Origin of the sequence: Hyphomicrobium sp. 802 (assembly GCF_000526135.1) — a bacterium.
Taxonomy (GTDB): Bacteria; Pseudomonadota; Alphaproteobacteria; order Rhizobiales; family Hyphomicrobiaceae; genus Hyphomicrobium_B.
This window is the reverse complement of record NZ_JAFM01000001.1, coordinates 2,767,507-2,792,645: the sequence shown is the minus strand read 5'-3', so window position 1 is coordinate 2,792,645 and position 25,139 is coordinate 2,767,507. Positions and strand designations below refer to the sequence as shown.

Below are 25,139 nucleotides of genomic sequence, written 5' to 3'. Positions count from 1 at the left end.
ACATGGCTTATGCCGGCGAGATCAGCGGTTCCGCGCCACTAGCGGGCCGTTTCAAATCCGCGATCAACAGTATCGCGACGCGCCTCGTTTCGCAGTCGCAGGCCGTGGCGCGCGCGACGCGGGCCGCGCCTGTTGCACGATACATGCGCGACTCGTCGGCGGGCTTCCTGTCCTCGTGGCAGCCGGCGCTGCGCGATGCGCGCGACGATGTTCGCGTCAGTTGGCGTAAGGCCGCCGCGCGCACGATCGATAGCCTGCAGAACTCTGGCTGGCTCGCCGGTGCGATCACGCAGGCCTCCGCCGACACCATAGGCACCGGCCTTCGCCTCAATGCCAAGCCCGATATTGAATCCCTGGGTTGGAACGATGAATTCGCGCACCAATGGTGCCGCCGCGTCGAACGCCGCTGGCGCATCTGGTCGAACAATCCGCTCGAATGCGACGCGCGCGGGAAGCTGACGGTCGCCGACATGACCGATGCGGCGATCATGCAGCATTTTGCGTTCGGAGAGGTGACGGCGTTGCTTCCCGCCATCAGCCGGCCGGAAAGTCAGTCGTCGACCAAGGTCATGATGTTTTCACCGCACCGCATGGCGGATACGACTGAAGAACTCGGGCGGCTGTTTCATGGCGTGCGCACCGACGCCAACGGTTTGCCGACGGCCTATCGTGTTCTCCGCCGCACACCGCTCGGCGCCGACGAGGAAATCGAGATCAAGGCACGGTCGTCAAAAGGCCGCCAGCAGGTCATTCACATCTTTGACGGCACCCCCGACCAAATCCGCGGGATCTCGCCAATGACGCCGGTGCTCAAAGTGCTGCGTCAGTACGATCAGCTTGCCGACGCGACGCTGACGACGGCTCTGATCCAAACGATCATTGCCGCAACGCTGAAGTCTCCGAATTTGAGCGGCGAAGCGTTCGAAGGCTTGCAGGGAACGGCCGAGGCTTCCGGCGGTTCGGATCTGCCGGTGTCGGAGGAAGTGCAGGCCTACATGCTCGCGCGCGCGGCGTGGTGGCAGAACAAGTCAATCGACCTAGGCGTCCACGGCAAGGTGCAAAGCCTGTTTCCCGGCGAGGAATTCCAGCTTCACAGCGCCAAACATCCGTCCGACACCTATCTGCCGTTCTCGAAAAACCTCTTGCGCGAGGTCGCGCGCTGCATCGGCACGACCTACGAAGCGATGACCGGCGATTACGAGGGCGCGACCTATTCGAGTGTCCGCATGGGCACGGCGTCGATCTGGTTTGTCACGATGCGGCGTCGCCAGCGCATCGCCATTCCCTTCGTACATTCGATCTATTCGACGTGGCTCGACGAGGAAATCCGCGAAGGGCGCATCGAGTTTCCGGGCGGCTATGAGCGTTTCCGCGCCATGCGCAATGAAACGGTGCAGGCCGAATGGTTCGGACCGGCAAAGCCGACCGCCGACGATTTCAAGACGGCGCGCGCGCAGTCCGAACGCCTCACGAATGGAACGACCTCACTCGCCTATGAGTGCGCCGAGTACGGTCTCGATCCCGAGACGGTCATGGAACAGCGCTCGCACGACCGCAAATTGGCCGAGCGCTACGGCCTGCCTGATCCTTATCCGCCGCGGCTTCCCGTCGGCGAAGCGGCCGAGCCGCCCGAGGATGACGACAATCAGAAGACGCCGCCGAAGCGGCTCAATTAACGGAGTGCGCGATGGCCGTCGAATGGGATGCCCTCGACTACAGCGATCCGGCTGCCCTGCTCGAAAAGCTGCAGCCGCTCTATTACCGGCTGCTTGCGGGCGACGGCGAAGAAGAAATCGAAGGCACCGACCGTCGCCGCGTTCGCTTCCACAAGCCAGATATCCCGCGTCTTGAGCGGCTGATCGCGGTGTTGAAAGCCGACGTCGCCGGCAAACGCAAACGCTTTGCCCTCGTCGGGCGCATGAGGTGAACACATGAACGTGCTGGTCGATGGTGAGATCGTGCTCTACGGCACGGTCGGCGATAGCTATTGGAGCGACGGCTTTTCGTCGATGGACGTCATCGAGGCGCTCGCCTCGCTCGGCCGCGACAGCGACGTGACGGTTCGCATCAATTCAGGCGGCGGCGTCGCCTGGGAAGGCGCTGCGATCTTTAACGCCTTGAACGCGCATCGCGGCAAGGTGACGGTCTACATCGATGCGATCGCGGCGTCGGCCGCGTCGATCATCGCAATGGCAGGCGACGAGGTCGTCATGCGGGTCGGATCCCTGATGATGATCCACGACCCGTCGACGATCACTTACGGCGACGCTGCCGATCACCAGAAATCAATCGAGGTTCTGAGCAAGCTCGCTGCGCAAATGGCGTCGATTTACGCCGAGAAGACCGGCGAAAGCGCGGAAGCGATGCGCGAGGTCATGCGCGTCGAGACGTGGCTGACGGCCGACGAGGCCGTCGCTCAGAAGTTCGCCGACAAGTCGGACCAGGCGCAGGCCGAAGAAGTGACGGCCTTCGATTATCGCGTCTATGCGCACGCGCCCGCCCAGCTCACCGCGCTCGCCAGCGAGCGCAATTGGAAGCCAAAGCAAAAGGAACCCGCAATGTCCGACAAGAAAGCGAAGCCAACTGCTTCGGCTGAGGAAACCCCGGCGGCCAATCCGTCAACGGAACCGGCGGAAAAGGAAACGCCCGCGGCCGATCCGTCAACCGATCAGTCGCCTGCGAATGCGGACGCCCGCGCGACCGAGCGCAAGCGCATTGCCGCTATTTTGCAGGCGCCCGAGGCAAAAGGACGGGAGCAGCTCGCCGCGCACTTTGCTTATGAGACCGATTTTGCGCCGGCCGCCGCCATCGCCGCCATGGCGACCGCGCCGACGGCATCGGCGACTGAACCTGCGCGTGCTTCGGCTCCCGGCACCGTGATCGCGGGCCTTGAACTCGCCGCACCCGTCGCGAGCGCCAAGAAAGACGCTCCCGCGCTCGATCACACCGCGATCTACGCCGCGCGCCGCTAACGCGGACCGGATTTTCACGGCCCAACGTCACCAAAAACGGAGGCACTAAACCATGACGACACTGACCGAAGGCCGTCACACGGCCGAGTATCTGTTGAGCGAGGCCGAGGGCCACCGCTCGCGCGACAACATCAAGATCGCCAGCGGCGCTGGCGTCGTCGATCCGGGCACGGTGCTCGGTAAGATCACCGCGTCCGGCAAATACGTGCCGCATGCGCCGACCGCAACCGACGGCTCGCAGACCGCCGTGGCGATCAATTACGCACGCGTCGACGCCACCACGGCCGACGTTGTCGCCGCCGCTCACACGCGCGACTGCGAAGTCCGGGCGGATGCGCTCGTGTTGAATGTTGCCACCGATACGGACGCCGAGAAGGCAGCCGTCTTCGCGTCGCTCGCCAGCGTCGGCATCGTCGTTCGCTAATCCCTGCATTGCCGGGCCGTGCATTGCGCGGCCTCGGCCCTGACGGGCCTGCCGCCCGCAACCTCACCCGGCAAAATGGAGATCCCTGCCAATGGCTACACTCGATATTTTCAACAACGATGCGTTCTCGCTCATCGAAATGACCGCGAAGGTCAACAAGCTCCCGTACGTTCCGGGTCAGGTTTCTGCGACGAAGTTGTTCGAAGAAGCCGGCGTCGCGACGCGGACAATCGTCGTCGAAAGCCGCGACGGAAAACTCTCTCTGGTTGAGCCGTCTCCGCGCGGCGGCCCCGGTGAAAACGTCGCTAAGGACAAGTCCGAGCTGCGACCCTTCACCATCCCGCACTACCAGCGCGACGACGCCGTGATGGCGGACGAAGTCGACGGCGTCCGCTCATTCGGCACCGAAGACGAGGTTCAGACGGTCGAGGGCATCGTCAACGACAAGATGGCCCGGCATACGCGCGATCTCGACGCGACGCTGGAATTCAGCCGCGTCGGCGCAATCAAGGGCATCGTCATGTCGAAGGGCGGTCAGACGCTCGCCGATCTCTATCAGTCGTTCGGCATCGCCGCTGCGGCCGATTACAATTTCGCGCTCGACAACACGAACACGATCGTGCGCCAGCAGGCCGAGCAGTTGGTCATTCAGATCGAAGACGAACTGGACGCACCTTATTCCGGCATTCATGCGTTCTGCGGAAAGAACTTCTGGCAGGCTCTCGTCAACCACAAGAGCGTCCGCGAGACGTTCCTCTACGCGCAGAAAGTGGCCGAGAACCTCGGTCGGACGTTGAATACGTTCGACGTCGGCGGCATCACGTTCGAGCGTTACCGCACCGGCAAGAAGGCGACGGCAGCCGCCGGCGCAGCCTTCATCGGCGACAACGAGTGCCGCGTGGTGCCGATGGGCGTTCCGGAACTGTTTATCACCCGGTTCGCGCCGGGCGATTACATCGAAACGGTCAACACGAAAGGCCTGCCGCGCTACGCCAAGCAGATCCGGATGCGCAACGACAAGGGTGTCGAGATCGAGATCCAGTCGAACCACATCTCGATCTGCACGCAGCCCAACGTGCTGCGCAAGGGCGTCTTGAGCGCCTAAGCGCCGCCGTCATGGTAGATCGCTGGAAAGACCGCCTGGGCCGCGTGGACCGGGCGGTCGACCGCGTTATGAGCGAGGAAATCGTCATAACGCCGATGCTTCCCGCCGATTACGCCACGCCCGCGCGCGACGCGGCGCGCCCGACCATCAAAACGATCGGACTTCTTCATGTCGATCGCGACGAAAACGATATCGGCGGTAATTCCCGCCACGTCCGCAACGCACGGGTCCGTGTTTCGCCCACGCGCCTCGAAATTACGAAATCCATCCTGCCGCCCGGCGCCGACATTCGGGAAAACGATCTCGTCGACGCGACCGACAAGGGCGAGCACTACAAAGTCGACTGGATCGACCGGCAGCACCCCGGCCGCCTCGTCCTGATGCTCTCTAGCCTTGAGTGAACCATGAGCCTTTCCCGCCTCGCCCTCAGAATTGCGACCGTCCAGGCCCTGCGCGGGCGCACGTTCGCCGGTGAAATGGTCCGCGACAGCGAGATCGGGCCGATCGACGAGTCGGTTGAAGGCGCGGAGGTGCCGTTCATTGTCGTCTATACCGACGAAAGCAACGCCGACACCGACGTGCCGAACGAAGAAACGAGCCTTTTTGGCCGCTGCACGTCCATCGATCTGACCATTGAAATGGCCGTCACGTCGCGCATGAAGGGCGGCTGGGGCATTCCGTCGACCGATGCGGGCTTCGAAATTACGGTCGACGCCATCGAACGGCAAATCCGCACCGCGCTTTCCGATCCCGATAGCGCCTGGGCGGAGTTTTGGCGGTTGCTCGTGCGCGAAAAGAAGTCCGATAAGTCGTCGCGCGGGGCATCCGACCGCAAGGGCGTGCGCTTTGCCGGCCGTCAGATCGTCTTGACGGTCGACGTCACCCCGGAACCGACGCCGGGCGCGCCGTTGCGGAACATCTGGCTGAAATTTGTCGATCTGCTTTCGGCAGACGATCAGCTTAAGACGCAAAAGGACCTGTTCGTTGCACTCGCGACCGGCGGCGCGACGGATTGGAGTGAATTTAAGCGGCTGCGCTCCGCTCTCGGTCTGTCGCAGAGCATGGCCGGGGCGCTTCGCCTGGGACCGCTGCCGACAATCGCTCCGGACGCGCCAAACTTCGCAGCCGACGTCAAAACCGACGTCGACGATCAGGTATCGGTGCCGGAAGGCTACGTTCCGCTGGGGGCGCAATGAATACGCTCGCCGATATATTCGCCGATCACCGCCACCGCCTCGAAGAACTTGAACGACGGATGGAATTTCGCGAGTGGACGGGGAAAATATCGGACGTCGACGTTCAAAAAGGCCTCGCCCGCGTGCAATTCGACGTCGACGAGGAAACAGGCCAACCGTTCAAGTCGCCGTGGGTGCCTTGGAAAGAGCTTGCGATGGGCGGCATCAAAACGCATTTCCCGCCCGTCGTCGGCGAGCAGGTGAAATTCGTTTCGCAGTCCGGCGATATCACCGACGGTTACATCGATTTCTCGATCCCGTCGAACGACAACAAGCGGCCTCACGACAAGGCAAACGAGGCCGTGATCGCGATCGGCAACACGCGCCTGCTGATGACCGGCGACAAAACCACAATCACGTCCGCAACGATCGTGCTCGAAGGTGACGTTCACCTCGGCGGGGAAGGCGGACAGCTTGTTCACCGCAAAGGCGACGTCGATAGCGCAGGCGACGTTGCCGAAACGTCCGCGACGAAGGTCTACGCAGTCTAACAGGAGCACCACATGGCGAAGCCCGCACCAGCACCCGCAAAGCCGGAAAAGCAGCTTTACGAATTCACCGAGGATTCGTGGTTCAACAACACGTTTTACCGCAAGGGCCAGCAGAAGAAGTTCTATCCGGCGCAGGTGCAGTTCCAATTGCACGCTATGAAGCTCGTCGCGCCTGAAATGACTTCACAGAGCTAACCGTGGCGGACAGCATCGGCATGGACCGGCGGACGGGCCGAGTCCTCATCGATTGGGCGCATGTCTGCCAGTCCATCGCCGACATTCTCACCACGTACAAGCTCACGCGCGTCATGCGCCGCGACTACGGCTCGGACAATCCGCTTCTGGTCGACAAGCCGATGACGGACGCGTCGCTGATTAAGTTCTACGTCGCGACTGCTGATGCACTCGATCGTTGGGAGCCGCGTTTTGCGCTCGATACTGTGTATTTCACAGCGGCGAGTCGCGACGGCCAGACGACTTTGCGCCTTGATGGCACCTATCTGCCGCGCGGCCACCTTGGCGACCGCACGCCGGCGACGATCCCCGATCGGTCGGTGACATTGCTTCTCGTTGACGACGGTTGGATCCCCGCAACATGACCCGATTTGCCGCGACTGCTATCAATCTGTCCGAACTCGGTCCACCTCCAGTCGTCGAAGTACTCGCTTTCGAAGACATTCTGGCAGAAGTGAAAGCGGATCTCGTTTCGCGCTGGCCGGATTTCAACGTCGGCACGCTCGAAAGCGATCCCGTTGTGAAGGTTCTGGAAGTGCTCGCCTATCGCGAAATCGCGTTGCGCGCACGCGTGAATGATGCCGCCCGCGCCGTGATGCTTTCGGAATCGAAGGGCGGCGATCTCGATCACCTGGGGCTGTACTACGGCGTCGTTCGCCTCGATGGCGAAACCGATGACGAATTGCTGCGCACGCGCATTCAGGAGGCACCCGAAGCCTTCAGTTCGGCCGGGCCGCGCGGCGCCTACATCTTCCATGCGCGCTCGGCATCGTCCGATGTGATCGACGCCGACGCTGTCAAATACGTCGATAGCCTCGGCCGCGTGCAAATTCACGTCTTCGTTCTGGTCCGCACGGGGGCCGACGTCGACGCAGTGTTGCAGTTGGTGCGGACGCGGCTTGCCCAGGAGAACGTCGGGCCGTTGACCGACGATGTGCTGACGCTCGCGGCTACGCCGATCAATTTCAACGTCGAGGCGGTGCTCGAAATCGGGCGCGGTCCGTCGCCATCGGTCGTCGTCCAGAACGCCCAGACGGCGCTGACGAAGTACATCGCCGATCGGCGCAAGATCGGTCTTAGAGCTACGACGTCGGGAATTTCTGCGGCGCTGACGGTGGGCGGCGTTGAAAAGGTGCGGCTGGCATCCCCAACCGCCGATATCACCCCGCCTGACGGCGGCTTTCCCGAAGCCGTGACGATCACGATCACGAGCGAGGTCATCGGATGACGGACATTCCGCGCGCACTTCACCTGCTGCCGGAGACGTCAACCGACTTCGAGAAGGCACTGAGCGCTACGACTGCGCGCATAGACAAGGTGCCCACGCCGTTGCGCGACCTTTGGCGTTGGGATACGTGCCCGACGCCGTTGTTGCCGTGGCTTGCGTGGGCGCTCGGTGTCGATTTCTGGATCGATAGCTGGCCGGAAGAAAAAAAGCGGTGGGTGATCAAGAATTCGTTCGCCTTGAAGCGGATGAAGGGCACCCTTGGCGGCCAGCGCGCATACATCGACCTCGCGGGCTCCGAACTTTACCGTTGGGTCCGCCCTCCGGCCAAGAATTTCCTCGGGGCATCGACGACGCCGGCCGAGCGCGAGGTCTTTCTCGAAAAACTGCCGCAGATCCGGCTCTTTCCATATCGGCGCGAAGGGAAAGCGGGCTTCCGTGCTTTCTGGCGGGGAAAACACGGCAAATTTTTCCGTGACGAGGGCGGAAAGCCAGACTGTTTCGCGTGCGACGTCGATCGAGGCACGAAGCAAACGACGCGCGCGCTGTACGTTTACGGGCCGGTGACGAAAGAGTTGACCTGGGCTGCGCTGTCCGACAGCGGCGAACAGGTGATGATCCCGGCGACGGCGCGTCGGTCGATCTTCACGACGAGCTTTATGGGCAACGGATTTTTCCGAAAGAGCGACTCGGAAAGCCGGATCATTACGCTCGACGTCGATCGCACAAGCGCTGTCGAGCAATTGCTCTATCGTTTTCCGGTCGTTCCGAAACTGACGCCGGTCAGCGTCATTCCAACGCGCCTCGGCGAAAAGGGATTCGCGCCGCGGTCCGTCATGTGCGGCACGCCGATCGGCGCGCCGAACAGGCTTGTCTTCGAGGGAGCGTTTCCGAAGCCGATGCCTGCGTTGCCGAACGGCGCATCGCGCAACGGCAAGCGCTATTTCGTACCGAGCGGCTCGAAATATCGAATTTACGATGTGGTTTATCTGAGCGACCCGGATCAGCCGCAAGTCGGCCGCGGCGCGCACAACTTCATGGGCCATGTGCGCTTCGGCATTCCGAACTTCACCGCCGAATTGACGGTCGTGGTGCCCGGCAAGCGCCCCAAGTGGGCGGCTGATCGGTTCGTCGGCGGCTACTTCTACAAGGCTCCGAAAGAGAACCTGCAGAATACCGTCACGGCGATGAATACGGCGCGAAGCCTTCGCGACACCGTCCTTCTAGACACCGAGGTCGCCCGCCCGCTCAGGATCGGTACGCCGCTCTTTTTGGGCAACGATTTGATCCTCGGCCAGTACACCCGATCCTAACAGGAGAAGAAAGCTCATGGAGCGCCTAGTCAATTTTCGCGACAATCAGGAACAGCAGGCCGACGATCACAATAATCTGCAGGCCTACGTTCGGGAGTCCTTCGATGATCTCGTTTTCGATGCCATCGAAAACAACAGGGCCTATGCGGGCTTCGACAGCACGGCGACGGCCACCACCGAGGTAACGTCGCAGCCGGGCCGCCTTTACGCAAACGGCGCCGTCCATATCCAACTCGATGCGGTGAAGACGGAGCTTTTCACGTACCTGCCGACGGTCACGAAAAAGAAAGTCGTGCTCGTCACCTGGGCGAGCGAGACAGGCGAACTTCAGGTCGAAGGTCGCGACTTCCTGATCAACGTCGATACCGGCGAAACGCAGCCGAAGTCGGTGCCGATGGAAAGCCGTCGCGTTGCGAACGTAAGCCCGCGCGCCGGCGTCGAAAGCCCTGACCCGCAGTTGCCGCCGATCGCCGACACCGAATTGGCGTTCGCAATCGTCACGCTCAACCCCAACGGAATCGAAAGTGTCGAAATGGTCGCCGAGAACCGGCTGCCGCGCCTTTCCGACGTAGCCGATCAGCTCAAGCTCATCATCGACTGGAAAGAGATCACGGAGCCGCGCATCACGACGATCGCGTCGGACATTACGAACCTCGCGAACCAGGTCAACGGTGTCGCTAACAACCGCGATCTGTTCAATCTCTTTGCTGACGTCGCCCGTCTTAAGGAGATCGCCGAGCTTCCCGACGATTATGCGGCCTATGGAGCCGATCGCTTTCTGACGACGGATGAGTCCGATACCACGAACGTCAACTTTCTGGCGAAGGTCGAGGAAGGCATTCGCTTTTCCGATGCAAACGCCGGGCTTTCTGAACTCAACGTGTTCTCGGCGTTCGATCCGAACCAGAGCATCACGAACGGCCTCTTGCTGCCCGCCTATGACAACGTCACCCGCCTGAACATCACCGGCTATTCCGGCGAGGTTTCGATCAGCCAGTACGGCTATCAGACGGTCAGCGTGGTGCAAAAGATGATGTCGCGCCAGCGCATCCGTTACGGCACCACATATACCTATTGCACGAATAGCGCGTGGTGGCGGTCCGGCAGCTACGATCCGGTGACGCACATCTTCACGCGCAACGGCGAGACGTTTCTCGTGCTTTCCGGCGACACGTCGAAGAATCACCAGATGATCCGCTTGGAGCAATTCTGGGTCGATACCTACGAAGAGCCTTATTGGGATTACGTCGTCAATAATCTGTCTATCACCGGCGCGCTCGTCGCTCAGTCGTTCCTGAACTCGCAGGACGGCTGGCTCACTCAGGTCGGTTTCTATCTGACCCGCAAGGCCGCCAACGGCAACATCACACTGACAATCGTCGAGACGACGAACGGCGCGCCGGATCTCACCAAGGCGGTCATGAGCGCGACCGTCGATTACGCCAAGCTGAAGGTTTATCCGGCGCAGACGTTGGTCGATGTGCCGCCAACCTATTTAAAGGCCGGCACGCGCTATGCGCTCGTCATCACCACGAACGCGAACCACTGGATCGCGATGGCGTCGGGGAATTCCTACGCGCAGGGCACGTTTTTCTATTCGACCGACGGGGCATTCTATCAGGGCGATCTGACCAAAGACGCGATGATCACGCTGAATTTCGCCTCGTTCGACAACCCACGCGTCGTCATTACCATGCAACCGCTGCAGTTGGACGGCGGTATCGCGGCGATCGACATTAACGCCGACATGATCGTCTCGGCGGCGTGCCAGCTTGTCTTCGAGGTGCAGGTCAACGGCAATTGGATTCCGTTGAGTTCAGTCAACACTCAGGCTCTGATCGGGCTACCTCCGCTGCTGCCGCTGCGCGCCGTCTTCGTCGGCACCAGCGATATCATGCCGGGCCTGAAGCTGGCGGGCTCGCAGGTGCTCGTCTCGCGTCCGCGGACTGTGCTCAAGCATATCTCGACCGAATGTCAGCGCGTGTCGACGACGACGGTTCGCGTTCAGGTTCGCTATGAGAACTGGAACACCGCTAATCATACGATCGCCTGCTCGCTGCTCGTCGGTGCGGCCTTCGATACGGTTGAGACGGCGGACGTGACGGAAACCGTTGTCGAAAGCGATTACGCCATCCACCGGACCTATACGTTCAATCTGGCGGCGGCCCACGACAGCTTTAAAATCGTTTTTGACGGCACCACGTCGTCTGCGCTTGACGTGTTCCACGTCTCCGAGCGCGTCGACGTTGAATTCGCATAAGCGGGCGCGGCAGCGTTTCCCGTCACTCGAACACTCTCAACATTTGGAGAATCCCTAATGGCTAAATCACCGGCCAATGCGACGCCTGCTGCTCAGGCGACGGAAGTTAGCATCGCACTGCCGATCCAGCCGGACGCCTTCTACAAGGTGAAGGTCAATCGCGTGGCGACGATCGGCAACCACAAGATTCGACCAAGCGGCGACTACACGCTCAAAGGCCGCGCCGTGACCGCTCTCGGCGATGCGGTGAAGTCTTACACCCTCACCATGCCCGAAGGCTGACGCGAACCGCAGAAAACACTTCGGCTCACAGAGGCAAGTCATGAACAGGTTCGACGGTCAGTATAAACTGCGGCTTCGGGACAACATCGGCAATCCCGACGTTCTAAATTTCCGCTTCCAGGATATCGACAAGCGCGTCGGCTCGCTCGAAGACGTCGACAAAACCTGGGAAGCCGCAGTCGATAAGCTCAACAAGACCGGATCGGAGCAGGTCAACGCCGCCCTCGCGCCGGTCTATGCGCGCATTCAGGCGTTCGCGAGCCTTAACACGGTGTTCTCGGCCCGGTCATCGACCGAGATCCCGCTCGAAGAAGGCCGCGTGACGTTGATTGTCGACGCCGACGACCGGACGTATTTCGCGCCAGCGGCATACATTTCCGGCTTCGTCTTTAACGATCTGAGCCGGGCGTGGCTTGGCAAGACGGTCAGTTACGACAGTACGACGGGGGCGCTCGAAGTCGATATCGACCGCGTGACCGGTGTGGGGCAGGGCGCGAACTGGCAGATCCACGCGGCCTCTGCGACGGACAACGCCTCTGCCGCCGCGGCTGCCGCGCAAGCCGCGGCCACTGCGACTACCGCGTCGGATGCCGCCGTCGCCGCTGCGGCCACGATCGGCGAGAAGACGACGCTTGCGACGACGGCCGCTACCGATGCCGTCGCCGCTCGTGATGCCGCGGCATCGAGCGCGACTCTCGTCTCGCAGATCCGCGCTGCCGTCCAGTCGATGAACGACGAGGTGCGCGCCAATTACTCGGCCTTCAACGAGCGCTATCTCGGTGCCAAGGCGGCAGACCCGATGAAAACCAATTCGGGTGCGGCGCTTACGAACGGCATCTTGTATTACAACACCACCGTCGGCGAGATGCGCATTTTCAAATCCTCGATCGGCGGTTGGGTGGCCGCCTATATCTCAGCACCGGACACGCCGGTCACGACAGTATTCGGCCGGGATGGTGTCGTTGGGGCGGCAGACGGCGACTATAACGCCGCGCAAATCGTTGTCGATCCGAGCGAGAACATCACTTCGACGCGCGTCGCCGCGGCGCTTGAAGAAATTGCCGCCGCCGCCGCAGCGAAGGCGAGCCCTGCGACGACGCTGGCCGGTTACGGTATCACCGACGCCTACACTAAGGATGAAATCGACGTCGCAATCGGCGACGGCATCACGGACAAAGCCGACAAGGCGACGACGCTCGCGGGTTACGGCATCGCAGATGCCTATACCAAAGACGAAATCGACACGGCTGTTTCAAGCAAAGCCGACGCATCCGCGGTCTACACCAAAGGCCAAGTCGATACCGCCTTGAGCGGCAAAGCCACCAAGGCGACGACGCTGGCCGGTTACGGCATTGCCGACGCGTACAAGAAAAGCGAAGTCGACACGGCAATGAACTCGCTTTCTGGTTCAATCGCCACGGGACTCGGCAACAAGGCAGACAAAGCGACGACGCTCGCAGGCTACGGCATCGCCGACGCATACAAGAAGTCGGAAGTCGATAGCGCGCTTCAGGGAAAAGCGAATGCGACGGACGTAACGACCGCCCTTGCCGGAAAGCAGGCCACTCTCGGCTTTACGCCGCTTGATGCCGCCGCCTACACGGCCGCCGACGTCATGGCGAAAGTAAAAGCGAATGACGGTTCCGGAAGCGGTCTCGACGCCGACACTTTAGACGGGCTGCACGCGGCATCCTTTTACAGCAACGCCTCTCAAGTCGGCGCAGCGATGGTCAACCTCGGTCTTGGCGGCATCGGCACGTATGGCTTTTTCAATGGCCCGATGGGCGGCGCTGGCGCGACGGTCGCGGGTAGCACGCTGTCGTGGGCGGATGGCGACAACGAATGGACGGGCACGCATCCGACCGGAACTTGGCGGCGGTGCGGCTACATCGCCGATAGTGACGACACAACACTCTTTCAAAGGATCGCGTAATGTCCGATCAAGCTGCCTCCCCCGGCGCAGACGATGGCGCACAGATCGAAATCCAAAATCCAACGTACAACCTGCGGGGCACGATCGACTGCACCATCATTCATCCGGTTCATGGTCCATTGCCCTTTACCGCGAGCCCAGACGACGATGAGCCGTTCGGCCGTGAGATCTACGCGCGGGCGGTCGCAATGGGGCCGGCGTCCTTTGTCGCTTCACAGGATGATCTGATCGCGTACGCAGATCAGAAACACGCTGCCGTTATGGCCGGCGGATGCGTGATCAACGGTGTCCCGGTGGCGACGACGATCCGCGGTATGACGCTGTTGAATGGCGCTGTTTCGCGTGCGGAGAAAAACCCAAGCGCGATCGCCAATTGGGTCGTCGGGCCGGATCAAACCATTGCGCTGGACGCGGCGACGGCAATCGCTCTCGGCCTCGCAGTCGGCGATTGGATCCAAACAACTTACGATGCCCTTTCAGCGATTTATGCGCAGATCCGCGCGAGCACCATCACGACATTCGCGCAGATCGATGCTGCGCAATGGCCTTCGAACACCTGATCCAACATAGAGGAACGAAACATGGCCTTTATCTCTGACACCGCTCTCGATGCTGCGCTCGCAAAGATCAAGACAGCGACTCGTCTCGACATTTGCTCGGCTGAGCCGACGACCTACGCCGATGCTACGGGCACCGACTCGCTCGGCAACAAGACCGGCATCGCCATCGGCAACCCGGCCGACCGCGCTCCGGATGGCCGGAAAGTGACAGTCGCCGCGATCGCCGATGGAGCCGTGACGGCAACGGGTGAGGCGGCGTTCTGGGCGATCTCCGACGTCGCCAACAGCATCTTGCTCGCAACCGGCTCGATCAGCGATCCGCAGGAAGTGACGAACGGGAACGTGTTCACGCTCGCTGCCTTCGACGTCGGCATCCCGGACGCGGCGTAAGTCCGCTTCGCGCATCTAGGAATACAGCGGCAGTCGAGGTGAGATATGGCGACCGACAAACTTGAAGTCGGTGAAGGAACGTCCGGCAAATTCGTCGCGACAAATACCATCACCGAGGACAGCGTAACGAAGCATATCGAGCGCGTGTCTCTAAACGAAGCGGACGGCTCGGCCGTCCGTTTCAGAAGCTCAACACCATCGCTCACGAGCGTGGCGGCGGCGACCGCAAATAGGCAGATCCTTGCGGCGAATGCGGCTCGCGTCGGCTCAATGATCATGAACGAGTCGACGGCGACGCTCTATCTCGCGCTCGCGACGGCTGCGTCTCTGACAGCCTACACGGTGCAAATACCGCCCGGCGGCTACTATGAAACGCCTTTCGGCTATCAGGGCGCGATCTACGGCATTTGGTCGGCGGCCAACGGCTACGCCCGCGTGACGGAGTTGACCTGATGGCGCTCTATAATCCGCTGCTAACGCTCGTCGCGAACATCTGGAAAAAGCAGCAGTCCTTTTCGCTGGTGGCGCTCACAGATGCGGCGAACATCGCGTGGGACGTCGCGGGGGCGCAGAAAGCCAAGGTGACGCTTGGCGGCAATCGAACCATCAACGCGGTCTCGAATGCTGTCGAGGGCACCACGTATCTTCTCTGGGTTATTCAGGACGCCACCGGCTCGCACACGCTGACGTGGGCGACGACGGGGACGGGGTCGTTCGATTTCGGCACAGCCGGCGCGCCGACGCTAACGACGGCGGCGAGCAAGGCTGATCTTTTGCAATTCGAAGCGGTGACGATCGGCGGAACGCTGAAACTGCGCTTCGTGGGCATCGCGAAAGGGTACGGCTGATGATCGCGACGTTCCCCATGGTCGGGCAGGGGCTCACTGCGCCATCTGCGGCGCCGGCCATCATCGGGGCTACGCAGTCCGGCGGCGCATCATCAAGTGCCTGGGCCGCTTGGCCCGATGACATACAGCCGGGCGACTTGATCGTGTCGTTTGTCGGGGCTCGCGGCGCTGCAAACAACATGGTTATGCATTCGGACGTTGGCTTTCTGACGCAACTGCATGGCCCAGATTTCAAACAGACCGACGACGGCTACATCGCGTCGTGGATATTCTATCGCTTCTGCGATGGGTCCGAGGATGGCGGCACATCGTATAGTGGCGATGGCGTGTCGCGCATCGGTATCTCGTACATTCTGATCCGTCGCGCCGATCCTGCCGCACCATTCGGAACGATTGCCACGGCGAGCGGCGACGATCCTGATGAGCGCGTTCCGGTAACGGTCAATGTCGCAGCCGATGGCGCCCTCGTTCTGGTGTTTTCCGTAGGTTATGACAACTGGTTCAACGAAGTCTCAGACGACGTGCCGGGCATCGACACCGTTATAACGACGGGTGAGGCTGCGATGGGCATCTACTCTGCGACGCCGCCGGCGGGGTCTTACACCTCTCCCGTCATCCCTCAGGACACATCCGACAACCCGCAAAATCTGCAAACAGCGTTCGTGATCTATTCGACGGCGCCATAAGCGAGGCACATCGTGGCATCTACGACCTACACCCTCAACGGCGCGACCTTAACGCCCGGCCAGCCATTTGTTGAAAGCGGCATTGCATATCCCGCGAATTGGCTGGCGATCGCATCCAACGACGATTTGGCGGCGCATGGGATCGTAAAAACCGTAGTGCCCGATCCAGACCCAACACCGGAAGAAATCAAAGCTCGGCTCGTTGCTGTTGCCGATCGCAAGATCCTTGCTCTCCAAGCGTCGGGCGTGACGATCAACGGTGTCGCGGTAGAGACCACCGAAAAAGGCCTGATCATGATCGGCGGCGCCGCGCAGCGCGCTGACAAAGATCCAAACGCCGTCTGCCACTGGACCATCGCGCCGGGGGTGGACGTCGATCTCAATGCTGAGACAACGACCGCACTGGGACTTGCTGTCAGCAATTGGGTCGATGCGGGATACGTCACGCTTCGCGCGGTCTACGCGGCGATCGACGCCGGGACGATCACGACGCCAGCACAAGTCGAGGACCCGACGACGGTTGGCGTTATGGGTTGGCCTGTGGCGACGATCACGACTTGATGCGCCGAAATTCCTGCTCTTGTAGGGCCTGAGCATGTTCCTACTGTTTTTCTCGCCTGACAAAGCGACGGTCGTTGACCTTGCGGCCGATGGCATCGTTGCTTCGCCGCCTTCAGTCGGCGCTCCGGGCTTGGGCCAAAATCACGCGCTACATGCGAGCGCTGTTTCGTCGAGAAGTCCAGTCGTCGGCAGCCCAGCGACGGGACAGCGGCACGATCTCGTTGCACGATCGGTCGCATCCGCCGCTCCCGTGGCAGATAGCGTCACGCTCGGCCAGAAACACGCGCTGGCGGGCTTGTCGATTGGCGCAGGCCCACCTGTAGCGGCACAGCCCGCCATCGGCCAGCGACACGCGCTCGACGCCAGAGAACTTACGACAGCAGCGCCGAGCGTCGGCGTCCCGGCGATGGGCGTTCGAGGCGAGCTTGTCGCGGATAGCATCGCGGCGGGAATCCCGGCGGTTGGCAGCCCGGCAATGGGACAGCGACACGATCTCTCCGCTCTCTCGGTCGCGTCCGCCGCTCCGGTGGAAGATAGCGTCACGCTCGGCCAGAAACACGCGTTGGCGGGCTTGTCGATTGGCGCAGGCACACCTGCAGCGGCACAGGCCGCCATCGGCCAGCGACACGCGCTCGATGCCAGAGACCTTACGACAGCAGCGCCGAGCGTCGGCGTGCCAACGATGGGCGTTCAAGGTGAGCTTGTCGCGGATGGCATCGCGGCGGGAATCCCGGCGGTCGGCAGCCCGGCAATGGGACAGCGGCACGATCTCTCCGCTCTCTCGGTCGCGCCCGCCGCTCCCGTAGCGGATGGCATTACTCTCGGTCAGAAACATGCCCTGACGGCTTCGTCGAATGACGCCGGTGCACCTACGGCGGGGCGGCCCGTCATCGGCCAGCGCCATGCGCTCGCGGCGCAGAAAATCGTTGCTAAATCGCCCGCCATTGATCGGCCGGTTCTGAGGCAGACGAACAAGCTCACCGCGGTCGAGACCACGGCCGGCGCGCCCGTCGTCGGATCTCCGACGCTGGGGAAAGTTCCCGTCCTTGAGGCGTCGTCGATTGCATCCGGTGCGCCGAGTGTCGGAGCGCCCGCACTCGGCCGCATCGTAAAGCTTCGCGCTGCGAATCTTGCGGGCGGCGCCCCGATTATCGTTCCGCCCGACCTGCGCCAGCGCCATGCGCTTGCGGCGCAGGGCATCGAGTTCGGATTTGTGATGCCCAGGCCGGTGCTCGGTGCGCCGACTGCCGGCCTGATCATTTCGGTTACGGCTGGGCTCAAAACATCGCCGTTCACGGCGACCGCAAAAGTCGGCTTCACGCGCGCCGACGTAACGATAGAGGTCAAATTGTGATTGACGTTCCGATCAAGACGCGGGCCGGCGACACGGTCGTTATCGACGTTGCCGTCGTCGACGAAGACACCGGCGCGCCAATCAATCTCTCAACGGCAATTCTGCGCTGGGGGATCAGGCCGCGCCTGATCGCGGGCGGCCGAACGGTTTCCAAGTCGTCTCTACCGAACGACGGAATCGTGATCATGGGCGCGTCCTCCAATGTCGCCCGCGTGACTGTGCCGAAGGGCGAGTTGCCCGCTGGCAAGTGGACGCACGAACTTGAGGTGACGCTCGCATCCGGAGCGAGCCTAACCGTCGCCTCTGGCAATCTCGACGCCGACCCGGCGGTGTTCCCCGCCTAACCCTAACCGACAATCTGAAACGCCAATCAGGCCGCCTTTGCAGGGCGGCCTTTTTTTTCACCTGCAAGGAGCCCACACGATGGCAGTCGACATTTCTTTCCACCACGGCACGCGCACGTTCGAAGTCAACGAGGACGTGATCAGCATCCGCACGTCGCAGTCGGCGGTCATCTCGCTACACGGCACCGCGCCTGACGCCGACGAGGACACGTTCCCGATCGACATGCCCGTCCTCATCAAGGGTGCATCGAACTACTCGATCGCCGATAAGCTCGGGACGACGGGCACGCTCCGCAAGGCGCTCGATGCCATCTTCGATCAGGGCGGCGACAGTCGCCTCGGTGCCTACGTGTACGTCACGCGGCACGAGCAGGGGCAGACGAGCCAAGAGACGCTATCGAACATTGTCGGCGATGGCCCGACCATGACCGGCGTCCACGCGGCGTTCAAAATCGAAGGTCTTTATGGCCGCAACCTCGGTCCGCGGATCTTCATTGCGCCGGGCTTCACGCAGGCGCTGGCCTCGGACGGCGTCTCTGCCATCGCCGTCACTGCACCGGGCGAGAACTACGGCCCGGATACGACGTTGACCGTCGTCGGCGGCAGCGGTCATGGAGCAGAACTCACGCCGATCATTGTCGAGGGTGCATTCACCGGCGTCGCCATCGTCAAGCCGGGCTGGGGTTACCAGTCTGGGGAGGATGCGCCGACGATCCAAGTCAGCAACGCCGGTGCCGGCGCTGGCGTCACGTTTCAGGTCACGATCGGCACCGTGGGCAATCCCGTCGCCCACGAACTCGAAGGCATTTGCTCTCAATTGAAGGCCGTGGCTTTCATCGACGGTCCGAACACGACCGACGACGCGGCCGTCATCACGCGCGAAAAGTACGGCACCGATCGGTTCATGATCTGCGATCCGCAAGTACAGGTCTATGACACCGATCTCGACGCTTACGTTCCGGAGCCGTCATCGGCGCGCTTCGCGGGCGTCCAGTGCCGCGTCGACCGCGATCAGGGCTTCGTCAAGTCGGTATCGAACGAGCTGATCTACGGCATCGATGGCGTCACGCGGCCGATCGTGTACGGCAACCAGACTGATTACCTCAACGAAAATTGCGTCTCCACGATCGTAAATTTCGGCGAGGGCTATCGCACCTGGGGCAACCGCACGACGGCCAACACGTTCCTGTCGGTCCGCCGCACGCGTGACTTTGTGAACGAGGCGATCGAGAAGGCTTATCTTGAGTTCGTCGACAAGCCGCTCACCGAAGCCAATCTCAAGTTTCTCGTTGAAAGCGCCCGCGCCTTCCTGCGCACGCTCGAAGCCGAGGGCTACTTGCTGCGCGGTTCGGACGTGTGGCTCGATGAGGAACTGAATGCGCCGACCGAGCTTCGTCAGGGCCGCGTGACGCTGTCCATCAAGTACGAAGTGCCGCCGCCGATGGAAGATATCCGCATCGAAGCCTACCAGAACATTCAAGCTTACACGCTGCTGCTGCAGCGCGTCGGCGCGGCGATCGAAGGCGGTTCGATCTCTCTGAGCACGAGCACGAGCATCGGCTCAAGCGCCACCTAACAACTAGCGCGGTCGGCGCTCTCGTCGGCCACCTTTCACATCTACCGGCAACAATCGAACACAGGAGTTTCACGCAATGGCGAGTGAACGGCCGCGCTATTTGATGCGCAACGCTACGCTCTGGGTCAACCGCATCAGTCAGATCGGGCAGGCGAGCGAAATCGGCTTCCCATCTCTCAAGCGAAAGATGGAGAAGGTTTTCAACGCGGGTATGGAAACCGAAATCGAAGTTCCGATGGGCTATGAGGCTCCGGAGCTTGGTTTCAAAATGACGAGCTTCGACCCGGCCGTGCTGACGTTGTTCGGCCTCGCGATCGGCGTCGAGACGGAATACATGGCGACCGGCGCTCTCGTCGACGACGATGGCACCACGCATTCTGCGGTGGCCTACTTCCGCGGCATGCTGAGCGAATTGACGCCGGACGCTCACAAGCGCGGCGACGTGGCGAACGTCGATTACAAAATGTCGTTCCGCTACTACAAGCTCGAGATCGACGGCCAGCCGATCTACGAAATCGATCCGTTCGAGATCAAGATCGGCGGCGTAAGCCAAACGCAGAACATCCGTCGCGCCTTGCTCGTGAGCTAATCTAAACCGCAGTCACCAAACCAAAAGGTCCGGCAGGGGAAGCCGGGCCTTTTTCATTTTTGAGGGAGAGACACTATGACGACCAAACGTACCGGCCTCGTCGCCGCCACACAGGAACCTGCGCAGGAATCGACCGCCGGGGCGCTATTGCCGCTTTCGCGGCCGATCAGCGACGGGGCGCAGATCTGGAACGAACTCACGATCAAGGAGCCGACGCTCGCCGATCACATCATGTCGGATCAGAAGCCGGAAGGCATGGCCCAAGTCATTGCGCTTTATGCGATCGTCTCAGGCGTGCCCGAGGAAGCGATCCGCCGGATGAAGACGCAGGATTCTCGAAAGCTTCAGGCGATCATCGAGCAGCGCGCAGAGGATGCGCCGGAACCGATCACCGAAGCAGACGGCGCTACGTTCACGCTTCTGCATCCGATCGATGCCGGCGGCCGGAAAGTCACCACGATCACGCTGCGCGAGCCAGACCTTGAGGCCGGCATTGCTATCGAGAAGGTCAAGGGCGGTCCCAATCAGGTCACTGCAGCGTCGATCGCCGTTCTGTCTGGGCTCACCATCCCGGTTATCGCCAAGCTTCAAATGAAAGACGTTTGGCGGATGGAGGAATGGCTGCTCCCTTTTCTCAACGATACCGACCCGATGCCGGATGGCGAAATATAGCCGTCGCTCTCTGCGACGGCCTGCACTCGTCGATCTCGGACGTGCTTCGCATCAAGCTCGATGATGCCTTCCAATGGATTGAAGCCGTCAACTTCTATCGGAAACCTCCTGACGAATAGAGGCCCTCGTGGCTAATCTTAGTTCACGGCTCGTTATTAGCCTGACCGATCGCGTATCGGGTCCGGCGAAGAACATCGCCACTTCTCTGAAGCAATTGCGCAGTCGGGCCACGACGAGCTCGTTCCGCGTTATGCGCGAGGAAGCCGGACGTGCTCGCGAGCACTTCCGGTCGCTGGCGACGACGACAGCCGCCGCCGGCGTGGGCCTCTATGCCTTCATGCAATCGACTAAAAATTTTAACGAGTCGAAGTGGGGTTACGGCTTCGCACGTCTCTCCGATTACATGAAGGACGGGAAAACAGACTGGGCGGCGTGGCGAAAGGATATGGACGCCACGGCGAAAAGCGCTCGCGCACTCGCGACGCGCATTGGCACGACCGCCGATGAAACGATGAAGGCGCGTGAGGAAGTGCAGAAGGTCGGCCTATCTGGACCGGCTGCAGACTCCGTATGGAAAGCCGCGCTCGGACTTCACATGACCGAGCCCGAGGCGTTGGCGTCCGGAGACGCCGTGCAGTTCATGAACGCAATCTACAACGCCTACGCAAAGCAGCGCGAAGCTCTTGCGAAGAAGATGGGTAAAGACGCTAACGATCCAGGCTTCATTGACGCTTGGATTAAGGGCATCGCCGGAAAGGTTGCGGTCGCCGGCGCCGCCAGCGCGCTCGGCCCTGGCAGCATCATCGAGGGCATGCGCCAGTTCGCGCCACAGTGGGCGTCGATGGGAATTTCGCCGGAGTTTGCGCTGGCAGCGCTTGCGCACGGCTCAAACTACGGATTCGGCGCTTCGGAACTCGGGACGTCCTTTAAGTCGATGGCGGCGCATGTCATCAAGCCGACCGCTGCGGGGCTGAAGGCGCTTGATGCGCTAGGCATCAATCGCGCCAAATATACAGACGGCGTCGCCGCCTATCCGGGGAAAGCCACGCAGCAGTTAAACAGTCTGCTAGGCGGCGGTCTTAGCAAACGGCAGAAGGCATGGGTCGAGAGGCAGCTAAAGCACGCGCAAGAGAAAGGGATTACGGCTAGCCCAGAATTCCAGCAGAACCTGACGAACCGGCTGATGAAATATCGCGGTTTGACGACGGAGGCCGATCGCGAGTCGGTTCGAAATGCAGTCGCAAACTCCGTGACGACGACCGGCTCAAATTTCGATCTTCAGGGTTTCATCAAAGAGCTGGTCGATAAAAAGGCCGGTCCTGGCGCATTGATGGATATCTTCGAAGGCAAGCACTATGCTCGTGATACGCCAATTTTTCAGTATTACGACAAGCTATACGCGCTCTTTCAGCAGCTTCAATCCGTAGACGGGTCGTTCCTCGACAACGCTATGAGTGCCCGAAAGGATTCTGAGGCAGGCACTGCCGATCAGGTCGCCGGCGCGTGGCAGGAATTGCAGCTAAAGTTGCAGGACACTGGCGCGATCGAGAAGGCGAAAGGCGCGATTATTGATCTCTCGACCGCCATCGGTGCACTCCCTGGCACCGTAACCACGGCGATCGGCGGGCTGCTTCTAGCAGGCTTAGTGGCTGGTCCGCTCCTGGCGTTAGGAGGGTTGGCAAAGGCAGGCGGTCGCGCGGCGGTCGCCGGTGCGCGCTGGCTCGGCTGGGGCGGCGCAGCGGAGGGTGCCGCCGGTGGCGCTGCGTTATTCAGCATGAAAAACTGGAAGGCAGGTTCGGCCGCCGCGAAAATCGCGAGCCAAAGAATGATCCTCGGAATGACCGGCGCGCGCGGCGCGTTGGCTTCCGACCTTATGATCGCCGGCATGGGCGCTGCTGGCGCGACCGCCGCCACAACGACCGGCCGCAGCCTGCTGGCGCGCGCTGGCGCGCTTCTGATCCCTGGGCTCGGCTATGTCATGCTAGGCGCGTCTGCTGGCACCGGTATCTATGCTGCGTACAAGGACTATCAGAAAACCGGCAGCGTCCTGAGCGCCATCAAAGCGTTTGGGTGGGGCTTCCTCACAATGGGGATGGGCGGGGACGCTCAAGCGGCTGAAGCTCCGAATGGCGGTGCACAAGGGCAGAACGGCCCGGCAGCCAGCGATCAGGTCATAGCGATCGCGCGACAGACTGCCGATCAAATTCGTTCGATCTTCGCGGGCGTCAATCTCTCGGCGGAAGGCCAGCGCCTCATGGAAAGCCTTGCCGCTGGCATGCGCGCGGGTATTCCCGCCGTTCAGTCCGCCGCATCGAGCGCACAGGCCGCGGCGGCCGCGAATGCGCTCCGCGGTGCTTATCACGACGGAGCACGCTGATGGCAGCACAAGGTCCGACGCCGATGGCGCTGGGGGGCTTTGCCTTCCGCGCGCTCGGGTTCTCGTTCAACACGCAGGAGATCGACCTCGATACCCCGTGGGCGGAAATCGAAGTCTGTTACCGGCTGACCGCCCTACAATGGACAGGCCCACGCGACGATCGCTTCGCGATCAAGGGCATCGTGTTCGAGGAAGAATTCGGCGGGCTGTCGTCGCTCGAAGGTATCCGCGCGTCGGCAAAGAGCGGCACGCCGCTGATGCTTGTGACGTTCTCGGGAAAGGTCCACGGCCGCCATGCGATACAGCGCGTTTCTCAGGAACGTGATGCGATCCGATACGACGGTCTTGCGCGCCGGACGAGCTATTCGATTGAGCTTAGAAGATTGGAGACGCTCTGATGGCCCGGACCTACGTCACCGTCGACGGCGATATGATCGACATGATCTGTTATCGTTTCTACGACGGCAAACAATCCGGCGCAGTTGAGGCTGTGCTCGACGCGAACTACGCCGCGCGGCTCTCAGAACAACCGGCGATCCTGCCGCGTGGCATCAAGATCATTTTGCCCGATCTCCCGACGACGCTTTCCAAGACGCCGCTCGTGAAGCTCTGGGACTGATGCAATGTCGGCCGAACATCCGTCCATCATCATCACCGTAGACGGCAAGCCCGTCTCCGGAGTGTTTATCGATCGCCTGATTTCGGTGACGATCACGGACAAAGAAGGCACGACGTCCGACACGATCGACCTTCAGCTTAACGCCGGGCCGCCGTTCCTAGCCGTGCCGCGAAAAAAGGCGATCATCGCCGCGTGGATCGAAGGTGAGTATTTCGGAGCTTTCACCGCCGACGACGTTGAACTGAAGTGTCTATCCTACACGCTTTCGATCCAAGGCAAGTCCGCCGACATGCGTGACGATCTCAAGCAGCATCGCAACCGGCATTGGGACGGCGCGACATTCGGACAGGTGGCACAGCAGGTCGCCAGCGAGAACGGCCTTGTCGCGCAAGTCGATCCCGAGATCGCGAGTTTTGCCGGGAAAGATGGATACTTCGCGCAACTCTCGGAATCGGGATTGCACTACATCGATCGCATGGCTCGTCGGCTCGATGCTGTGTTCGCGATCAAAGACGGAAAAATGATCCTTGCGAAGAAGGGATCGGGGGCAACGGCGAGCGGCAATTTGCTGCCCACGCTGATCGTCACGCCGCCCATGATCATCAAGGATACGTGCAGCATCAAATGGACCGAACGCGGCGCCTACAAGCAGGTGCGCGCCGCCTACCACGACACCGACGAGGGTAAGCGGAAGTATGAGCTTGCGGCGAGCGCGCCGCGCGGCATGGCGATGTTGACGCTTAGGCACCAGGTCGCGAACCAGCAAGAAGCGAAGCGCGTCGCCACAGCGAAGGCCAATCAGCTTCAACGAGACTCGATGACGACGAGTGTCGGGATCATCGGCAACACCGGCGCGCGCGGCGGCGCGACGATGATGTACGCAGGCGTGCATCCCGAGGCGGATGGCCAGCCAGTCATTATCGAGACGGCCTCGCACAAGTTCGACAAAGGCGGCGGCTACCGGGTCGATATTTCCGCCAAAACGAAAATCCCGAACGCTGGCGGCAGCGGTGGCGGCGCCTCCGGCGGCGACGATTATTCGGATATCGCGTAACGCGCAGCGTTCTCGCGCTCACTTCAGCAAACATT

General features: G+C 61.5%; 30 protein-coding genes. All 30 read left to right on the top strand.

All coding sequences use genetic code 11. The features are described from left to right. The first annotated feature begins 2 nt into the window (after positions 1-2). The 30 genes from HYP802_RS0114075 (at position 3) to HYP802_RS0113920 (ending at position 25,104) form a co-directional block, all read left to right on the top strand. The gene (locus tag HYP802_RS0114075; RefSeq protein WP_024275973.1) at positions 3-1,676 is read left to right on the top strand and encodes a phage portal protein; all 1,674 of its coding nucleotides are present in this window, start codon (positions 3-5) and stop codon (positions 1,674-1,676) included. Positions 1,677-1,687: 11 nt separating this feature from the next. After that, positions 1,688-1,927 (top strand): hypothetical protein, encoded by a 240-nt coding sequence (locus HYP802_RS0114070; protein ID WP_024275972.1) that lies wholly within the window; start codon positions 1,688-1,690, stop codon positions 1,925-1,927. A gap of 4 nt (positions 1,928-1,931) precedes the next feature. After that, complete coding sequence (locus HYP802_RS0114065) at positions 1,932-2,972, top strand: head maturation protease, ClpP-related (protein ID WP_024275971.1); 1,041 nt, start codon at positions 1,932-1,934, stop codon at positions 2,970-2,972. Between the two features lie 52 nt (positions 2,973-3,024). Then, on the top strand, positions 3,025-3,396 hold the full coding sequence (locus HYP802_RS0114060) for a head decoration protein (RefSeq protein ID WP_024275970.1): 372 nt from the start codon (positions 3,025-3,027) through the stop codon (positions 3,394-3,396). A gap of 91 nt (positions 3,397-3,487) precedes the next feature. Beyond that, positions 3,488-4,501 carry a major capsid protein gene (locus HYP802_RS0114055; RefSeq protein WP_024275969.1) on the top strand — a complete coding sequence of 338 codons (1,014 nt, stop codon included), beginning with the start codon at positions 3,488-3,490 and terminating at the stop codon, positions 4,499-4,501. 11 nt (positions 4,502-4,512) lie between these two features. Continuing rightward, on the top strand, positions 4,513-4,902 hold the full coding sequence (locus HYP802_RS0114050; RefSeq protein ID WP_024275968.1) for a hypothetical protein: 390 nt from the start codon (positions 4,513-4,515) through the stop codon (positions 4,900-4,902). 3 nt (positions 4,903-4,905) lie between these two features. Then, positions 4,906-5,697 (top strand): hypothetical protein, encoded by a 792-nt coding sequence (locus HYP802_RS0114045; protein WP_024275967.1) that lies wholly within the window; start codon positions 4,906-4,908, stop codon positions 5,695-5,697. Continuing rightward, positions 5,694-6,227: a phage baseplate assembly protein V gene (locus tag HYP802_RS0114040; protein ID WP_024275966.1), complete on the top strand. Its 534-nt coding sequence runs from the start codon at positions 5,694-5,696 to the stop codon at positions 6,225-6,227. The genes HYP802_RS0114045 and HYP802_RS0114040 overlap by 4 nt, the downstream gene beginning before the upstream one ends. Before the next feature lie 12 nt (positions 6,228-6,239). Then, the gene (locus HYP802_RS0114035) at positions 6,240-6,422 is read left to right on the top strand and encodes a hypothetical protein (RefSeq protein WP_024275965.1); all 183 of its coding nucleotides are present in this window, start codon (positions 6,240-6,242) and stop codon (positions 6,420-6,422) included. A gap of 2 nt (positions 6,423-6,424) precedes the next feature. Beyond that, complete coding sequence (locus tag HYP802_RS0114030) at positions 6,425-6,826, top strand: GPW/gp25 family protein (protein WP_024275964.1); 402 nt, start codon at positions 6,425-6,427, stop codon at positions 6,824-6,826. Then, the gene (locus HYP802_RS0114025) at positions 6,823-7,689 is read left to right on the top strand and encodes a baseplate J/gp47 family protein (RefSeq protein WP_024275963.1); all 867 of its coding nucleotides are present in this window, start codon (positions 6,823-6,825) and stop codon (positions 7,687-7,689) included. The genes HYP802_RS0114030 and HYP802_RS0114025 overlap by 4 nt, the downstream gene beginning before the upstream one ends. Then, positions 7,686-8,999 (top strand): phage tail protein I, encoded by a 1,314-nt coding sequence (locus HYP802_RS22950; RefSeq protein WP_024275962.1) that lies wholly within the window; start codon positions 7,686-7,688, stop codon positions 8,997-8,999. Before HYP802_RS0114025 ends, HYP802_RS22950 begins: the two co-directional genes overlap by 4 nt. Before the next feature lie 16 nt (positions 9,000-9,015). After that, positions 9,016-11,259: a hypothetical protein gene (locus HYP802_RS0114015; protein WP_024275961.1), complete on the top strand. Its 2,244-nt coding sequence runs from the start codon at positions 9,016-9,018 to the stop codon at positions 11,257-11,259. Between the two features lie 57 nt (positions 11,260-11,316). Further along, a complete protein-coding gene (locus HYP802_RS0114010) occupies positions 11,317-11,541 on the top strand; it encodes a hypothetical protein (protein WP_024275960.1) in 225 nt (74 codons plus the stop codon). A gap of 40 nt (positions 11,542-11,581) precedes the next feature. Continuing rightward, positions 11,582-13,474, top strand: coding sequence for a hypothetical protein (locus HYP802_RS22945; protein ID WP_024275959.1), 1,893 nt, complete (start codon positions 11,582-11,584; stop codon positions 13,472-13,474). Continuing rightward, complete coding sequence (locus tag HYP802_RS0113990) at positions 13,474-14,034, top strand: DUF4376 domain-containing protein (protein ID WP_024275958.1); 561 nt, start codon at positions 13,474-13,476, stop codon at positions 14,032-14,034. Before HYP802_RS22945 ends, HYP802_RS0113990 begins: the two co-directional genes overlap by 1 nt. A gap of 21 nt (positions 14,035-14,055) precedes the next feature. After that, positions 14,056-14,424 (top strand): hypothetical protein, encoded by a 369-nt coding sequence (locus tag HYP802_RS0113985; RefSeq protein WP_024275957.1) that lies wholly within the window; start codon positions 14,056-14,058, stop codon positions 14,422-14,424. Between the two features lie 45 nt (positions 14,425-14,469). Next, positions 14,470-14,877 (top strand): hypothetical protein, encoded by a 408-nt coding sequence (locus HYP802_RS0113980; RefSeq protein WP_024275956.1) that lies wholly within the window; start codon positions 14,470-14,472, stop codon positions 14,875-14,877. Continuing rightward, entirely contained in the window at positions 14,877-15,272 is a 396-nt protein-coding gene (locus tag HYP802_RS0113975) for a hypothetical protein (protein WP_024275955.1), read from the top strand. The genes HYP802_RS0113980 and HYP802_RS0113975 overlap by 1 nt, the downstream gene beginning before the upstream one ends. Beyond that, positions 15,272-15,958 carry a hypothetical protein gene (locus tag HYP802_RS0113970; RefSeq protein WP_024275954.1) on the top strand — a complete coding sequence of 229 codons (687 nt, stop codon included), beginning with the start codon at positions 15,272-15,274 and terminating at the stop codon, positions 15,956-15,958. Before HYP802_RS0113975 ends, HYP802_RS0113970 begins: the two co-directional genes overlap by 1 nt. Positions 15,959-15,970: 12 nt before the next feature. Continuing rightward, complete coding sequence (locus HYP802_RS0113965; RefSeq protein WP_024275953.1) at positions 15,971-16,519, top strand: DUF4376 domain-containing protein; 549 nt, start codon at positions 15,971-15,973, stop codon at positions 16,517-16,519. 34 nt (positions 16,520-16,553) lie between these two features. After that, the gene (locus HYP802_RS0113960; RefSeq protein WP_024275952.1) at positions 16,554-17,873 is read left to right on the top strand and encodes a hypothetical protein; all 1,320 of its coding nucleotides are present in this window, start codon (positions 16,554-16,556) and stop codon (positions 17,871-17,873) included. After that, entirely contained in the window at positions 17,870-18,217 is a 348-nt protein-coding gene (locus HYP802_RS0113955; protein ID WP_024275951.1) for a hypothetical protein, read from the top strand. Before HYP802_RS0113960 ends, HYP802_RS0113955 begins: the two co-directional genes overlap by 4 nt. A gap of 79 nt (positions 18,218-18,296) precedes the next feature. Continuing rightward, positions 18,297-19,793 carry a phage tail sheath subtilisin-like domain-containing protein gene (locus tag HYP802_RS0113950; protein WP_024275950.1) on the top strand — a complete coding sequence of 499 codons (1,497 nt, stop codon included), beginning with the start codon at positions 18,297-18,299 and terminating at the stop codon, positions 19,791-19,793. Positions 19,794-19,869: 76 nt separating this feature from the next. Beyond that, a complete protein-coding gene (locus HYP802_RS0113945) occupies positions 19,870-20,382 on the top strand; it encodes a phage major tail tube protein (protein ID WP_024275949.1) in 513 nt (170 codons plus the stop codon). 75 nt (positions 20,383-20,457) lie between these two features. After that, positions 20,458-21,054, top strand: coding sequence for a phage tail assembly protein (locus tag HYP802_RS0113940; RefSeq protein ID WP_024275948.1), 597 nt, complete (start codon positions 20,458-20,460; stop codon positions 21,052-21,054). A 127-nt stretch (positions 21,055-21,181) separates the two neighbouring features. Continuing rightward, entirely contained in the window at positions 21,182-23,431 is a 2,250-nt protein-coding gene (locus HYP802_RS0113935; protein ID WP_155831228.1) for a phage tail tape measure protein, read from the top strand. Continuing rightward, on the top strand, positions 23,431-23,829 hold the full coding sequence (locus HYP802_RS0113930) for a phage tail protein (protein WP_024275946.1): 399 nt from the start codon (positions 23,431-23,433) through the stop codon (positions 23,827-23,829). The genes HYP802_RS0113935 and HYP802_RS0113930 overlap by 1 nt, the downstream gene beginning before the upstream one ends. Further along, a complete protein-coding gene (locus HYP802_RS0113925) occupies positions 23,829-24,050 on the top strand; it encodes a tail protein X (protein WP_024275945.1) in 222 nt (73 codons plus the stop codon). Before HYP802_RS0113930 ends, HYP802_RS0113925 begins: the two co-directional genes overlap by 1 nt. A 4-nt stretch (positions 24,051-24,054) precedes the next feature. Beyond that, on the top strand, positions 24,055-25,104 hold the full coding sequence (locus tag HYP802_RS0113920) for a contractile injection system protein, VgrG/Pvc8 family (protein WP_024275944.1): 1,050 nt from the start codon (positions 24,055-24,057) through the stop codon (positions 25,102-25,104). Positions 25,105-25,139 lie beyond the last annotated feature (35 nt).

Bases quoted from the DNA above. Each gene is read 5' to 3' on its own strand.
- HYP802_RS0113975 (WP_024275955.1), top strand. From the start codon at position 14,877: ATGGCGCTCTATAATCCGCTGCTAACGCTCGTCGCGAACATCTGGAAA.
- HYP802_RS0114040 (WP_024275966.1), top strand. From the start codon at position 5,694: ATGAATACGCTCGCCGATATATTCGCCGATCACCGCCACCGCCTCGAA.
- HYP802_RS0113940 (WP_024275948.1), top strand. From the start codon at position 20,458: ATGACGACCAAACGTACCGGCCTCGTCGCCGCCACACAGGAACCTGCG.
- HYP802_RS0114050 (WP_024275968.1), top strand. From the start codon at position 4,513: ATGGTAGATCGCTGGAAAGACCGCCTGGGCCGCGTGGACCGGGCGGTC.
- HYP802_RS0114070 (WP_024275972.1), top strand. From the start codon at position 1,688: ATGGCCGTCGAATGGGATGCCCTCGACTACAGCGATCCGGCTGCCCTG.
- HYP802_RS0113920 (WP_024275944.1), top strand. From the start codon at position 24,055: ATGTCGGCCGAACATCCGTCCATCATCATCACCGTAGACGGCAAGCCC.
- HYP802_RS0113950 (WP_024275950.1), top strand. From the start codon at position 18,297: ATGGCAGTCGACATTTCTTTCCACCACGGCACGCGCACGTTCGAAGTC.
- HYP802_RS0113945 (WP_024275949.1), top strand. From the start codon at position 19,870: ATGGCGAGTGAACGGCCGCGCTATTTGATGCGCAACGCTACGCTCTGG.
- HYP802_RS0113985 (WP_024275957.1), top strand. From the start codon at position 14,056: ATGGCCTTTATCTCTGACACCGCTCTCGATGCTGCGCTCGCAAAGATC.
- HYP802_RS0113930 (WP_024275946.1), top strand. From the start codon at position 23,431: ATGGCAGCACAAGGTCCGACGCCGATGGCGCTGGGGGGCTTTGCCTTC.
- HYP802_RS0114010 (WP_024275960.1), top strand. From the start codon at position 11,317: ATGGCTAAATCACCGGCCAATGCGACGCCTGCTGCTCAGGCGACGGAA.
- HYP802_RS0114075 (WP_024275973.1), top strand. From the start codon at position 3: ATGGCTTATGCCGGCGAGATCAGCGGTTCCGCGCCACTAGCGGGCCGT.
- HYP802_RS22945 (WP_024275959.1), top strand. From the start codon at position 11,582: ATGAACAGGTTCGACGGTCAGTATAAACTGCGGCTTCGGGACAACATC.
- HYP802_RS0113990 (WP_024275958.1), top strand. From the start codon at position 13,474: ATGTCCGATCAAGCTGCCTCCCCCGGCGCAGACGATGGCGCACAGATC.
- HYP802_RS0113980 (WP_024275956.1), top strand. From the start codon at position 14,470: ATGGCGACCGACAAACTTGAAGTCGGTGAAGGAACGTCCGGCAAATTC.
- HYP802_RS0114035 (WP_024275965.1), top strand. From the start codon at position 6,240: ATGGCGAAGCCCGCACCAGCACCCGCAAAGCCGGAAAAGCAGCTTTAC.
- HYP802_RS0114055 (WP_024275969.1), top strand. From the start codon at position 3,488: ATGGCTACACTCGATATTTTCAACAACGATGCGTTCTCGCTCATCGAA.
- HYP802_RS0114060 (WP_024275970.1), top strand. From the start codon at position 3,025: ATGACGACACTGACCGAAGGCCGTCACACGGCCGAGTATCTGTTGAGC.
- HYP802_RS0114045 (WP_024275967.1), top strand. From the start codon at position 4,906: ATGAGCCTTTCCCGCCTCGCCCTCAGAATTGCGACCGTCCAGGCCCTG.
- HYP802_RS0113970 (WP_024275954.1), top strand. From the start codon at position 15,272: ATGATCGCGACGTTCCCCATGGTCGGGCAGGGGCTCACTGCGCCATCT.
- HYP802_RS0113960 (WP_024275952.1), top strand. From the start codon at position 16,554: ATGTTCCTACTGTTTTTCTCGCCTGACAAAGCGACGGTCGTTGACCTT.
- HYP802_RS0114065 (WP_024275971.1), top strand. From the start codon at position 1,932: ATGAACGTGCTGGTCGATGGTGAGATCGTGCTCTACGGCACGGTCGGC.
- HYP802_RS0114025 (WP_024275963.1), top strand. From the start codon at position 6,823: ATGACCCGATTTGCCGCGACTGCTATCAATCTGTCCGAACTCGGTCCA.
- HYP802_RS22950 (WP_024275962.1), top strand. From the start codon at position 7,686: ATGACGGACATTCCGCGCGCACTTCACCTGCTGCCGGAGACGTCAACC.
- HYP802_RS0114015 (WP_024275961.1), top strand. From the start codon at position 9,016: ATGGAGCGCCTAGTCAATTTTCGCGACAATCAGGAACAGCAGGCCGAC.
- HYP802_RS0113925 (WP_024275945.1), top strand. From the start codon at position 23,829: ATGGCCCGGACCTACGTCACCGTCGACGGCGATATGATCGACATGATC.